This window comes from Arthrobacter sp. FW306-1B-G06A (genome assembly GCF_058781765.1).
In genome coordinates, this window is the sequence record NZ_JBYSXB010000005.1 from 122,687 (window position 1) to 135,184 (window position 12,498).

The 12,498-nt window shown below is 63.7% G+C and carries 15 protein-coding genes; 8 read left to right on the plus strand and 7 right to left on the minus strand.

Going from position 1 to position 12,498, the window contains the following annotated elements; translation table 11 throughout:
* Positions 1-114 precede the first annotated feature (114 nt).
* The 4 genes from AC3WJM_RS04215 (at position 115) to AC3WJM_RS04230 (ending at position 2,510) form a co-directional block, all read left to right on the plus strand.
* Positions 115-600 (plus strand): Lrp/AsnC family transcriptional regulator, encoded by a 486-nt coding sequence (locus AC3WJM_RS04215; protein ID WP_059387836.1) that lies wholly within the window; start codon positions 115-117, stop codon positions 598-600.
* A gap of 146 nt (positions 601-746) precedes the next feature.
* A complete protein-coding gene (locus tag AC3WJM_RS04220; RefSeq protein ID WP_284989375.1) occupies positions 747-1,376 on the plus strand; it encodes a hypothetical protein in 630 nt (209 codons plus the stop codon).
* A gap of 127 nt (positions 1,377-1,503) precedes the next feature.
* Positions 1,504-1,917 (plus strand): DUF4383 domain-containing protein, encoded by a 414-nt coding sequence (locus AC3WJM_RS04225; RefSeq protein WP_059387837.1) that lies wholly within the window; start codon positions 1,504-1,506, stop codon positions 1,915-1,917.
* A 29-nt stretch (positions 1,918-1,946) separates the two neighbouring features.
* On the plus strand, positions 1,947-2,510 hold the full coding sequence (locus AC3WJM_RS04230) for a hypothetical protein (protein WP_492260116.1): 564 nt from the start codon (positions 1,947-1,949) through the stop codon (positions 2,508-2,510).
* 143 nt (positions 2,511-2,653) lie between these two features.
* On the opposite strand, the gene AC3WJM_RS04235 is transcribed toward AC3WJM_RS04230, so the two are convergent.
* Both AC3WJM_RS04235 and AC3WJM_RS04240 read right to left on the minus strand, forming a co-directional pair.
* On the minus strand, positions 2,654-4,270 hold the full coding sequence (locus AC3WJM_RS04235) for a monocarboxylic acid transporter (RefSeq protein WP_492271253.1): 1,617 nt from the start codon (positions 4,268-4,270) through the stop codon (positions 2,654-2,656).
* A complete protein-coding gene (locus AC3WJM_RS04240) occupies positions 4,267-4,644 on the minus strand; it encodes a DUF485 domain-containing protein (RefSeq protein ID WP_059387841.1) in 378 nt (125 codons plus the stop codon). The genes AC3WJM_RS04235 and AC3WJM_RS04240 overlap by 4 nt, the downstream gene beginning before the upstream one ends.
* 163 nt (positions 4,645-4,807) lie before the next feature.
* Here AC3WJM_RS04240 and AC3WJM_RS04245 point away from each other — a divergent pair, with 163 nt between their 5' ends.
* From AC3WJM_RS04245 to AC3WJM_RS04260, 4 genes are read left to right on the plus strand one after another with little or no spacing between them, the layout of a single operon-like run.
* Entirely contained in the window at positions 4,808-5,974 is a 1,167-nt protein-coding gene (locus AC3WJM_RS04245) for a histidine kinase (RefSeq protein ID WP_306962773.1), read from the plus strand.
* 15 nt (positions 5,975-5,989) lie between these two features.
* Complete coding sequence (locus AC3WJM_RS04250; RefSeq protein WP_284989378.1) at positions 5,990-6,709, plus strand: LytR/AlgR family response regulator transcription factor; 720 nt, start codon at positions 5,990-5,992, stop codon at positions 6,707-6,709.
* The gene (locus AC3WJM_RS04255; protein ID WP_059387842.1) at positions 6,706-7,068 is read left to right on the plus strand and encodes a DUF485 domain-containing protein; all 363 of its coding nucleotides are present in this window, start codon (positions 6,706-6,708) and stop codon (positions 7,066-7,068) included. The genes AC3WJM_RS04250 and AC3WJM_RS04255 overlap by 4 nt, the downstream gene beginning before the upstream one ends.
* Positions 7,065-8,537 carry a sodium/solute symporter gene (locus tag AC3WJM_RS04260; RefSeq protein WP_059387843.1) on the plus strand — a complete coding sequence of 491 codons (1,473 nt, stop codon included), beginning with the start codon at positions 7,065-7,067 and terminating at the stop codon, positions 8,535-8,537. The genes AC3WJM_RS04255 and AC3WJM_RS04260 overlap by 4 nt, the downstream gene beginning before the upstream one ends.
* Here AC3WJM_RS04260 and AC3WJM_RS04265 read toward each other — a convergent pair.
* From AC3WJM_RS04265 to tsf, 5 genes are all read right to left on the minus strand, one after another.
* Positions 8,534-9,118 (minus strand): DivIVA domain-containing protein, encoded by a 585-nt coding sequence (locus AC3WJM_RS04265; RefSeq protein ID WP_059387844.1) that lies wholly within the window; start codon positions 9,116-9,118, stop codon positions 8,534-8,536. The genes AC3WJM_RS04260 and AC3WJM_RS04265 overlap by 4 nt on opposite strands.
* Positions 9,119-9,139: 21 nt before the next feature.
* On the minus strand, positions 9,140-10,063 hold the full coding sequence (locus AC3WJM_RS04270; RefSeq protein WP_306962769.1) for a phosphatidate cytidylyltransferase: 924 nt from the start codon (positions 10,061-10,063) through the stop codon (positions 9,140-9,142).
* Positions 10,063-10,620, minus strand: coding sequence for a ribosome recycling factor (gene frr, locus AC3WJM_RS04275; RefSeq protein WP_078105729.1), 558 nt, complete (start codon positions 10,618-10,620; stop codon positions 10,063-10,065). Before frr ends, AC3WJM_RS04270 begins: the two co-directional genes overlap by 1 nt.
* A 102-nt stretch (positions 10,621-10,722) precedes the next feature.
* Positions 10,723-11,460 carry a UMP kinase gene (gene pyrH / locus AC3WJM_RS04280; RefSeq protein ID WP_059387847.1) on the minus strand — a complete coding sequence of 246 codons (738 nt, stop codon included), beginning with the start codon at positions 11,458-11,460 and terminating at the stop codon, positions 10,723-10,725.
* A 146-nt stretch (positions 11,461-11,606) separates the two neighbouring features.
* Positions 11,607-12,443 (minus strand): translation elongation factor Ts, encoded by an 837-nt coding sequence (gene tsf, locus AC3WJM_RS04285; protein WP_184735951.1) that lies wholly within the window; start codon positions 12,441-12,443, stop codon positions 11,607-11,609.
* Positions 12,444-12,498 lie beyond the last annotated feature (55 nt).

Here is a 12,498-nt window from a genome sequence, read left to right on the forward strand (position 1 = left end):
TCGCCTGGATTAATTGTGACCCTACTCACAATGCTCATTGGGTACAACCACCATTGGAAATTCTGCGCATTTTGCCCTATCTGGGGCAGGCGCACCGTGCTAACGTTGCGCATTATGCAAGCTTTAGATGGCACCGACACACGCCTGCTTTCGGCCATGGCGAAGGATCCACGCGGCACGGTTGTCGCCTTGGCGCAGAAGCTGGGACTATCGCGGAATACGGTCCAGGCACGCATGGCCCTACTGGAAAAGAAGCATGCGTTCCTCTCCTTCGAACGGCGCATCAACCCCGCCGCCCTTGGCTACCCCCTCATGGCGTTCATCTCGGTGCATGTGCAGCAGCAAAAGCTTGGACAGCTTGCCTTGGACCTCGCCGAAATCCCGGAAATCCTCGAGGGGTACGGCCTGACCGGTTCTGCAGACCTCCTGCTGCGGGTGGTGGCGCTCGACGCCGAGGATCTGTTCCGGATCAACGGCAAGATCCTTGCGTGCGACGGGGTGGAACGAACGGACACGGCCATGTCCATGGGGGAATTGATTCCCTTCCGGGTGCAGCCGCTTTTGAACCGGAATACCAAGAAGGCGCTCCGCACCGGCTGAGCGCGTTAAAGGGAGCCAGCCAAGCTCGATGATGCCCTTGCTCCGCGCCGGAATGTGCGATTTGATGCAGGTGGACGCTTTGGGGCCGGGTGGCGGCTTCCGTCCGGTTGGCGACGCAGGCCTGGCCGCCGGGAAGGGGAACCACCGTGAGCACCCCGCAGGTACCGCCGCAGCCGAACCAGGAACCGCAAGCCTTCCCGCCGGCGTGGGGCGGTGGAGCGCCACAGTACGGCAGCACCCCGCCTTACGGTCCACCCGGCCAATACCCTGGCCCCTATGCGCAGCCAAACCTCTACGGCCCGCCGGGCCAATACCCCGGCCCGTACGGAATGCCCGTCCCGCCGCCAGCGAAGAAGCGAAAGCTCCTCTGGATCCTCCTTGGAGCGGGCGGCGCGGTCCTGGTGCTGATCATTGTGGGGATCGTCGTGCTGGTCAATCTGTTGGGAAATGCAACGAACAGGGCCATGGCCGTCTCTGATGATTTCACCCGCCTGATCGTGAACGGCCAAAGCTCGCAAGCCTACGACCAGTACATGGACCCTGTCCTCACCCAAAGCTTGACGAAAGAGGAGTTCGTTTCCGGCGTCGCGGGCCTCGGTCTGGACAACAGCTGCAAGCCCCACTATGACTCGGTGAACGTCAGTTCGGTCAACGGAACCAATACGGCCAACCTTGCTGGAACCCTGCAGTGCCAGGGCAAAATCCTCAATTTCAGGTACAGCTTCGAAGGCAATGATTTGAAGATGGACGCCATCCGTCTCCAGCCACAAGGTTGACGTCGAAAAAATTCGTCCGATCCCACCCATCCATAGCGCCGGGTGGTCCGAATCTCTGGTTGAGAGCCCCGTCCGGGGTTTCGAACACAGGCCGGATACAAACCGGCCATACCGGAAGGTTTGGACCATGCGCACTTCGCCCAACCGCCTGATCGCCACCATCTTTGGAGCCGTCTACCTGCTCGTGGGTGTCGTTGGATTCTTCGTCACCTCGGGAATTGGATTCTTCGCTACCGAGGGTGCCAATCTGATCATCTTTGCGGTAAACCCCCTGCACAACATCATCCACCTCGCTATCGGCGCCGCCCTGCTCTACGCGGGCATGAACAGCACCGTGCTGTCCAAGACCATCAACACCACAGTCGGTGCGGTCTACTTGCTTGTCGGCATCCTCGGACTGTTCCTCGTGGGCTCCGCGCTGAACATCATTGCCCTTAACGGCGCAGACAACGTCCTGCACTTGGCCAGCGCTGTGGTCCTCCTCGGCATCGGCCTCTCGCAGGACAAGGTTCCGGCCACCACCGCCAGGGCCCACGTCTAGAAAACCCGGAAATCCGGAAGGAGCCGTCCGTGTCAGCTCAAGCAGCGACGTCCGTAGGACCCACCGCCGGGGCATCCCTCACCCTGTTTTCGTGTTTCGCGGGAATGGGGGCCGGCCTCGTGGAGCTTTCCATCGCATCCAGCTACATTTCGGGCCGGGGACCCCTTGTGTGGGCGGGCGGCATCTTCGCGGCCTGGGGCCTGGCGCTTCTCGCCAGCTCGATTGGCAGCCTCCAACGGGGGCGGCTCCGGTTCCGTAAACCAACAACCCTGGGCCTCCTCGCGGCCGTGCTGGTCCACGTCGGATTCCTGGTTGCCGGTCTGGCCCAAAGAGTGCTCGACGGCGGGCATCTGGCAGCTCTGTTCCTGGTCCTGATGGCACTGGGATCCTCTGCCTGGCTAGCCCGAAGGTTCCGCGACGACGTCGGCGGAGTAGCGCAGGCTCCCCCGCGGGCCGGCGCGCTTTTGGGCGCAGCCTTTGCCGCCGCCGTCGTGGTCGCAGCAATTACGACGCCGGGACTCGCCGCCTCGGTGGCCGGAGCGCATGCTGTCCCGCACGGAGAGCACTCCCTGCCGGGCGGCCACAACCACTAAGCGGATGCCCGCTCACCTTTGGTTGAAAAATGCGGATCCCTCCTGCAGATCTTTCTGCAGGAGGGATCCGCCATTTGGCCTTGTTTGTGAGCGAGCGTCACTCCGAAGGGCCTTGTTTGTGAGCGAGCGTCGGACGGGTACTCCTAGTGGTTCACCGCTTTCTCGGCTCCGACGCCGGTCAGGGAGCGGACTTCCATCTCGGCCTGCTTTGCCGTGTCTTCGCGCCGCTTGTCCACCACGGTTCCGAGCCAGCCGAGCAGGAAGGCGAGTGGGATGGACACGATTCCCGGGTTGCTCAGCGGGAAGACGGCGAAGTTGGCACCCGGGATCATGGACGTCTTGGCGCCGGAAACAACCGGCGACAAGGCAATCAGGATGATGGCCGCCGCAAGTCCGCCGTACATGCTCCAGGTGGCGCCCTGGGTGGTGAACTTCTTCCAGAACAGGGAGTAGAGGATGGTCGGCAAATTCGCCGACGCCGCCACTGCGAAAGCGAGGGCAACGAGGAACGCTACGTTCTGCCCATTGGCGAAAATACCGCCAATGATCGCAAGGACCCCGATGACCACCACAGTCCGCCGGGCCACTTTTACCTCGGTTCCGGCGCCGGCTTTGCCCTTGGAAATGACGTTCGCATAGATATCGTGGGCGAACGACGCCGCTGCCGTGATGGTCAAACCCGCCACCACCGCAAGGATCGTGGCGAACGCAACCGCCGAGATGAAGCCGAGCAGCAACGGGCCGCCCAAGTGGAACGCCAGGAGCGGCGCGGCGGAGTTCACCCCGCCCGGGGCCGATTTGATGGTGTCGGCTCCAACGAGGGCTGCCGCGCCGTAGCCGAGGACCAAGGTGAACAGGTAGAACAACCCGATCAGCCAGATGGACCACACCACCGATTTGCGGGCTTCCTTGGCCGTTGGCACGGTGTAGAAGCGCATCAGCACGTGTGGCAGGGCGGCTGTGCCGAGGACGAGCGCCATCCCAAGGGACAGGAAATCGAGCTTGGACGTGTCGGTCTTGCCGTACTGCAGGCCGGGGTTCAGCACGTTGGGGTTCTTGGCGGTATCCGCTGCGGCACCCAACAGGTTGGACAGGTTGAAGCCGTAGATGGACAGCACCCAGAGCGTCATGACTGCCGCACCGCAGATGAGCAGCACGGCCTTGATGATCTGGACCCAGGTGGTGCCCTTCATTCCGCCGATCAGCACGTACATGATCATGAGGGCGCCGACGACGACGATCACCAGGGCTTGCCCGCCCCAGTCGCCGATGCCCAAGAGCAAGGAAATGAGGCTTCCGGCGCCGGCCATCTGCGCCAGCAGGTAGAAAAAGCAGACGACCAAAGTCGTGAGGGCCGCGGCGATCCGCACCGGGCGCTGGCGCAGCCGGAAGGAAAGCACATCGGCCATGGTGAACTTACCCGTGTTGCGCATGAGTTCGGCGACAAGCAGCAACGCGACAAGCCATGCGACGAGGAACCCGATCGAATACAGGAAGCCGTCGTAGCCGTTGACGGCGATCGCCCCGGTGATCCCGAGGAAGGAGGCCGCGGAGAGGTAGTCGCCGGCGATGGCGGTGCCGTTCTGCGAACCGGTGAACGAGCGCCCGGCAGCATAGTAGTCGGCAGCCGTTTTGTTGTTCCGGCTGGCCCGGAAGACGATCACCATGGTGACCAGGACGAACAGGGCGAAGATACCCATGTTCAACAGCGTGGTGTCCTTCAGAGCGGCAACGTTGACCATCGGGACCATGGCACTCATTTCGCCGCCCCCCTCACGGTGCTGCCCTTGTCGAACTCATGGCCCTCGATCTCATTCCGGATTTCCGTGGCTATCGGGTCCAGCTTCCGGTTGGAGTAGTGAACGTACCAGCCCGTAATTCCGAAAGTTGAGACGAACTGCAGCAGGCCCAAGACCAGGCCGACGTTGATGTTGCCCCACAGCTTGGTGGACATGAAGCCCACCGCGTAGTCAGCCAGCAGGACGTAGGCGAAGTACCAAAGCAGGAATGCGATGGCCATTGGAAAGACAAAACTGCGGTGGCGCTTGCGAAGCTCCTGAAACTGCCCCGTTTGCTGGACTTCCTGGAAATCAACGGACGCCGCTGCGTCCGGTGTCTGGGCCTCGTTACCCATGGCTTCCTCCTGGTTGTGGACGTCTACATCGACCACACACTCCTGGCCGATGTGACTGGAATCACTATCGCCGCGCAGCTTCGCCACTTCCAGATTCACCGGCATAGGCGTCGCCCAGCGGACACGTTGCTGCGCCGAACGGCGGGTTCGCTAGTCTTGCTCCATGCCGGATTCCCCGCTCGTCACCGCCGCCGCCATTGCGGTCATTGTGCTCGCCGTGGCGATCGTCGTCGGGGTCGGCCTCAAGGTGATCCGTTCCTTCCGCGAGCTGGGAACAGACGCCGAGAGGGCCACCTACCAAACCCTGCACGCGGCGTCGCGCGCTGGACAGCACCTGCGCACCGGGCTCCACGCGGCGGGAGCTGCCAAGGCAAGCAAGCAATTGCGTTCCCTGCTTGGCTGCGACGCCCTGGCGATCACCGACACCGAGTCAGTCCTGGCGTGGGATGGCGCGGCGGAAGAACTCAAAGCCTCCCTGATGGAGCTCGCCTCCGGGGTTCTCTCCGACGGACGGACCGTGGTTGTCCCGGCGTCGCACGAGCTGAACGCCGTCGTGGCACCGATCAGGGCCGGAAACCGCGTGGTGGGGGCGGTCGCCGCCTTCGCGCCGCAAACCGGTGCGGGGTTGGTCCGGGCGACAAGCGAGCTGGCCGACTGGGTGGCGGTGCAAGTGGAGTTGGCCGAACTCGACGCTTCCCGCACCTTGCTCATGGAGGCCGAAGTCCGGGCCTTGCGCGCACAAATCAGCCCCCACTTCATCTACAACTCGCTCAACGCCATTGCGTCGTTCATCAACACCGATCCCGCCAGGGCACGCGAGTTGGTGGTCGAGTTCGCGGATTTCACTCGGTACTCCTTCCGCCGCCACGGGGATTTCACCACCTTGGCGGAAGAACTCCGGAGCATCGACCGCTACTTGCTGTTGGAGAAGGCACGCTTCGGAGACCGGGTACAAGTGAGCCTCAGGATCGCGCCCGAAGTCCTGAGCACGGTGATTCCCTTCCTGAGCCTGCAACCGCTCGTGGAAAACGCCGTGCGCCATGGGCTTGAAGCGAAGGAAGGACCCGGGCACATCACCATCTGCGCCAACGACTCCGGCGCTTTCGCGGAGGTCACCATCGAGGACGACGGCGTGGGCATTGATCCGGAACACCTGCGCTCGGTCCTGGCGGGACACTCAGACGGCGAGCATGTTGGACTGCGAAACGTCGATGCCCGCCTTCGGCAGGTCTACGGGGACGAACACGGCCTCGTCATCGAAACCGCACCGGGCGAGGGCACCTTGATCACCATCCGCGTGCCAAAGTCCCAGCCGAGCCATGATGCCTGAGGCTAATCTATAACCATGATCAACGTACTCGTCGCCGACGACGAGCTCCCGGCGGTTGAAGAGCTCGCCTTCCTGCTGGGCCGGGACGAGCGTATCGGCGCAATCCACCGCGCAATCTCGGGCGCCGAAGCCCTCAGCGCCCTCGAAACGGAATCCGTGGACGCGGTCTTCCTGGACATCCACATGCCCGCGCTTTCCGGTTTGGACATCGCCCGCGCCATCTCGCGCAGCCCCCGCCCTCCCGCCGTCGTCTTCGTGACCGCCGACGAAGACTGCGCGCTGGAGGCATTCGAACTGGCTGCCGTCGACTACCTGCTCAAGCCGGTGCGTGCCGAACGCCTGGCGAGGTCCGTCAGCCGCATCAGCGAGCTCATCAAGGACGGCAGCAAGGTACCGGAGATGATCACGGTTGACCAAGGCGGAACAACCCGGATGATCCGGAGGGACGACGTCAGCTATGTCCAGGCCCAGGGAGACTACGCCCGGCTGCACACCGCGGAGGCAAGCTACCTCATCCGGGTGCCCCTGAGCGACCTCGAACAGCAGTGGGCGGAAGCCGGATTCATCCGCATCCACCGCTCATACCTGATGTCGCTGAACCACGTGGGGCACATGAAACTTGCCGCCGCACGCCCCAGCGTCACGGTGGCCGGAGCCGAACTGCCGATCAGCCGCAGGCACCTTCCGGCCGTGCGGGACAAGCTCGAGGCCACCCGGATCCGGCCCCAAGGATGACGCGGGTGAGGGTTACGGCCCCGCAATCAGTTGCCAGGGTAGCCCCCAAGCGTCCGTACAATTCGCGCGAGGCCGCCGAAGACTCCGACGTCGGGCAGGTCTTCGTCCGGTCACTCATCCGTTCGCAGTTGCGCCTTGCCGTAGTTGTGGCTTCCGGATTCCTGCTGGTGCTGGCCGCCTACGGTGCCATGGTGGCGCTGGTCCCCCAGCTCGCGCAGATGCGGATTCTGGGCGTCCCGGTAAATTGGATCATCCTTGGAGTAGCGCTCTATCCGGTGATCGGCCTGAGCGCATGGCTCTACAACCGCTCCGCGGCACGGAACGAAGCCCGCTACCGCGATCTTGTGGAGGAGAAGTGAATCCCGCCGTCGGGCTCGCGGCTTTTCTGGGCGTGGCGCTTGCGACTGCGGGGATCGGCTTCTACGGCCTGCGCATTTCGCGCACCACGAGCGACTTCTACGTAGCATCCCGCACTGTCCGGCCGTGGTGGAATGCCTCGGCGATCGGCGGCGAGTACTTGTCGGCAGCGAGTTTCCTGGGCGTCGCGGGGCTGATCCTGTTGACGGGGACGGATGCTCTGTGGTTCCCCGTGGGCTACACGGCCGGCTACCTGATGCTCTTGCTGTTCGTGGCTGCCCCCTTGCGCCGATCGGGTGCCTACACGATTCCGGATTTCACGGAGGCCAGGCTCCAGTCGAAAGCCGTCCGCCGCGTCACGAGCCTTGTGGTTGTTGCTGTCGGATGGCTCTACATCGTGCCGCAGCTTCAGGGCGCCGGGCTCACCATCCGGATCAGCACGGGATTGCCTTCCTGGGTGGGCTCCATCGCCGTCGTCGCGGTGGTCTGCGTCACGGTAGTGGCCGGTGGCATGCGTTCCATCACCTTCGTACAGGCTTTCCAATATTGGCTCAAGCTCACGGCGTTGGCCGTTCCTGTGGTGTACCTGCTGTTGAACCAGTCGGGCGGCGGCTCACCGGTCCTGGCGGAAGCGTCGAGCAATCCCACGGGCCTTCCCGCGGCCGGGCTCTACCAAACTGTTTCGCTCCTGGTGGCGCTGCTTTTCGGAACGCTCGGACTCCCCCACGTCCTCGTCCGCTTCTACACCAACCCGGACGGCCAATCGGCGCGGCGGACCACCCTCATCGTATTGGGCCTGTTGTCGGTCTTCTATCTATTCCCGACGGCGTCCGGCCTGCTTGGTCGGGTCTTCGCTCCTGAGCTTGCACGCAGCGGACGGCCCGACGCCTTGGTCCTGCTGCTGCCTGGAAAGCTGCTGGGCGGAATGCCGGGCGATCTCCTGTCGGCATTGGTGGTTGCCGGCGCGTTTGCCGCATTCCTCTCGACGACGTCGGGATTGGTGGTTTCGCTGGCCGGCGTCATCAGCCAGGACCTTCTTGGCGGGAGCGTGCGCGGATTCCGGGTGGCCGCCCTCCTGGCCGCCCTCGTCCCCTTGGCCTTTGCATTCACGACGGATTCAATGGCCTTGGCCGGCAGCGTAGGGCTGGTGTTCGCCTTCACGGCGTCCACCATTTGTCCTGTCCTGCTGCTCGGCATTTGGTGGCGCGGCCTGAGCGACGCAGGCGCGATTGCCGGCATGCTGACGGGAGCCGTCCTCTGCGGGGGTGCGCTGGTATCGAGTACGGTCATCGGTTCCGCTGCGCCCGGATGGATTGCCCAGCCCGCGGCGTGGACGGTGCCTGCCGCGTTTGCCGTGATGGTGCTCGTCTCACGGGCCACGAAACACCGGGTCCCCGGGACTGTCACCCGGCTGATGACCAGGCTTCACGTCCCGGAACGGCCGGTGGCCACGGAGCGCCAGCTCCGCTAGTCGATCGCCGCCATGAGCTCGACAACCCGGTCGAGGAAGGCATCAACCTGCGCCTCTTCGTAGCCGTCCCGCCCGCGGGCCTCGGAGAAAGCGGCTCGGCGGACGTTGTCGACGCTCAGCGGTTTGTCGTTTTCGAGGTAACCGATCAGGGAGACGCACAAGGCATCGACCTCGGCGATGTTGTAGCTGCGCGCACGCTTCTTGTCCGGCCGGCGGAAACGCTCGCCATCAGGCCGGTGCAAGCGGCCCCGCAACACTCCTGAGAGTTTGCCGATCTTCAGCAACCAGGCTTCCTCGCCTTCGGCCGCTATCAGCTCGTCGCGTTCACGCCGGGCGAAGGCATCTTCGAGGCGGTCCAACGCGGCGTCCACAGCGGTAGCGTCGTAGCCGCCCTTGACAGGATCAAACGAAACCGCGCGGACATCGCTGCTGACGATTTTCTCCGACGCCTCGGCCCGGTTTTCGAACGACAACCGGGCGCGCTGGAAAAACTGGTCAACTTGCTTTGCGTTGTAGCCATACTTGCTGTGCGCCACGCGCTCAAATGCTGCGGGGATCTGGCGACGAATGTCCACTGCCACTGCTTTCCTTCTGGGTGGTTATCAGGCGCCGCTCAACAGCGCGAAAAGAATATATGCTGCCGGGGCCGCGAAGACGATCGAGTCGAGGCGGTCCATGACCCCGCCGTGTCCGGGCAGGATACTGCTCATGTCTTTGACGCCAAGTTCCCGTTTGACCATGGATTCCGCGAGGTCACCGGCAGTAGCGGCGGCCACCATGCCCACGGCAAGCACCACCCCGACCCACCAAGGCCTGCCCAGGACGAAAACGCTGGCGAGGATCCCGATGACCATGGCACCTGCCACTGAGCCCGCGAACCCTTCCCAGGTCTTTTTGGGGCTGATCTTGGGGGCCATCGGGTGCTTCCCGAAGAGTGCCCCTACGAGGTACCCGAAAGTGTCGTTGGACACCACCAGCAGCAGCATCACGGCAATCTGCCAGGCACCCGCGGGAACCTGCCCGCCGGGCCAGGGACCCGCCGTCGTCGCTCCCCCGCCTGCATGGAGGGGCACGATGGCAAAGCTGATCAGGAAAGGCACCCAGGCAAGCGTGAAGATTCCGGAGAAGACGCTGCGTGGAGCTCCCGCGGCGCTTTCGAGGGAACGCCAGAGCAGGACCGCCGTGCTGCTCAGCACCATCGCGAAGAGCAGGCTTTCGGTGCCACCGAAGTAAGCCGCAAGCGGCATCGCCACGGTACCTGTCAACACGGGGATGATCGGCATCCTGGTGTCCTGGCCTTCGAGCGCACGGAAAATTTCCCACACGCCGAGGACCGCAAACGCAGTGGTCAGGAGAACGAACCCCAACGGCAGGAACAGCAGCCCGCCGAGGACGGCGAAGAGCATGGCGAGTCCGACGCCGATGGCGGCCGGAAGATTCCGGCCCGCCTTGGGCGTCGGGTTGCCTCGTTGGCGTCTGGCGCGTGTGGGAATCCCCTGCGCGGGCGCCGGCTCAGCCTCGCTCATCAGACCTCGAGCAGCTCGGCTTCCTTGCGCTTGAGGAGCTCGTCGATACCGTCGACGTGTGCCTTGGTGATAGCGTCGAGTTCCTTTTCACCGCGGGCACCCTCGTCTTCGCCGGCTTCGCCGTCCTTGACGAGCTTGTCCAGGGCGTCCTTGGCCTTGCGCCGGATGCTTCGGATGGAAACCTTTGCGTCCTCACCCTTGCCTTTGACGATCTTGACGTATTCCTTGCGGCGTTCCTGGGTGAGCTCCGGGATGGTGATCCGGATGACGTTGCCGTCGTTGGACGGATTGGCGCCGACCTCGGAGTCGCTCAGGGCCCTTTCGATATCGCGCATTGAGGTCTTGTCAAAGGGCGTGATCAGGATGGTCCTGGCGTCCGGGATAGCGAAGGAAGCCAGCTGCTGCAGCGGTGTGGGGGTGCCGTAGTATTCCACGATCACCTTGTTGTAGAGTCCGGGGTTCGCGCGACCGGTACGGATCGACGCGAAATCCTCCTTGGCTACCTCGACCGCCTTGTCCATCTTTTCCCCGGCTTCGAGCAAGGTTTCTTCGATCACGGTTTCTCCTCAGAAATAGTCGCGCCCCGGTCCACGGGCCGCAATGCACAATAAATTTCCGCCCCTGCGGGCGGAAGAGTCCTAGAAATATCCTAGCCCTTGCTAGGGGGTGACCAGGGTGCCCAGCTTTTCGCCGAGGATGGCCCTGGTGACGTTCCCTTCGCCTTCCATGCCGAAGACAACCATGGACAAATTGTTGTCCTTGCACATGGTCATGGCGGTCTGGTCCATGACGCGGATGTCGCGGCGCAGGGCCTCGTCGTAGCTGAGCTTTTCGAGCTTCTCTGCCGTGGGATCCTTCTTGGGATCCGCGGTGTACACGCCGTCCACACCGCTCTTTGCCATGAGGACGACGTCGGCATGCACTTCGAGTGCACGCTGGGCGGCCACGGTGTCGGTGGAGAAGTACGGAAGGCCTGCGCCCGCCCCGAAGATGACGACGCGGCCCTTCTCCATGTGGCGGATGGCACGGCGCGGAATGTAGGCCTCGGCCACCTGGCCCATGGTGATGGCGCTCTGGACGCGGGTCTCGACGCCCGCTTGCTCCAGGAAGTCCTGCAGGGCCAGGCAGTTCATAACTGTGCCGAGCATGCCCATGTAGTCGGCGCGGGAGCGATCCATGCCGCTTTGGGACAGTTCGGCGCCGCGGAAGAAGTTACCACCGCCGACGACGATTGCCACCTCGACCTCGGACACGGCGGCGGCGATTTGCTTGGCGATGGCGCGGACGGTTTCCGGGTCAACACCAAGCTTTCCGCCGCCGATGACCTCGCCGGACAGCTTCAGCAGTACACGACGACGGGTCTTCTCCGGATGGATTGCAGTGTTCTCGGTTTCCATGGTGCCTTCCCGTTTGTGGACTCTGGCTAGATTATCTTGCTGGGGGCCGGGCAGAAAGCTGCCGGCTGTGGATGCACTCGGCGCGGGCCTGCCGTTGCATGCAAAAGGGGCGGCCACCGAAGTGACCACCCCTTTTGTATGTCTAACTAGTTTCCGACGCGGAAACGGGCAACGGCAGTTGCCTTGACGCCGGCCTCTTCGAGGACCTGCGCAACGGTCTTCTTGGAGTCCTTGGCGAATGCCTGGTCCAAGAGAACTTCGCCCTTGTAGAAGCCCGTCACGCGGCCTTCGACGATCTTGGTGAGAGCGGCTTCCGGCTTGCCTTCGGCCTTGGCGGTCTCTTCGGCGATGCGGCGCTCGGACTCGACCAGCTCGGCCGGGACGTCTTCGCGGCTGAGGTAGTTCGGGGCCATGGCTGCAACGTGGACAGCAACATCGTGGGCTGCGGTAGCAGCGGCGTCGCCCTCGCCCTCAACAGCGAACAGGACGCCGACCTGGGCCGGGAGGTCCTTGGAGGTCTTGTGCAGGTAAGCGTCAACCGTGCCGCCTTCAATGCGGGCGATGCGGCGGACAACAACCTTCTCACCGAGAACGGCACCCTCTTCGACGACAACCTCGGAAAGGGGCTTGCCGTCGACGTCGATGGCCAGCAGGGTCTCGAGGTCGGCAGCGCCGGACTCGACGGCGACGGCCAGGACCTTGTCGGCCAGCTGGATGAACTTGTCAGCCTTGGCGACGAAGTCGGTTTCGCAGTTGACCTCGATCATTACGCCCACGCCGTCGGTGACCTTGGCTGCAACCAGGCCTTCGGCGGTGGAGCGGCCTTCACGCTTCGTAGCGCCCTTGAGGCCCTTGATGCGGATGATTTCGATGGCCTTCTCGGCGTCGCCGTTGGCCTCGTCAAGAGCCTTCTTGACGTCCATCATGCCGGCGCCGGTGCGCTCGCGCAGGGCCTTGATGTCAGCAGCAGTGTAGTTCGCCATGTGAACCCCTCTGTCTAGAAATTTATGTGTTTACGGACTGACAGGACGGCAGCCC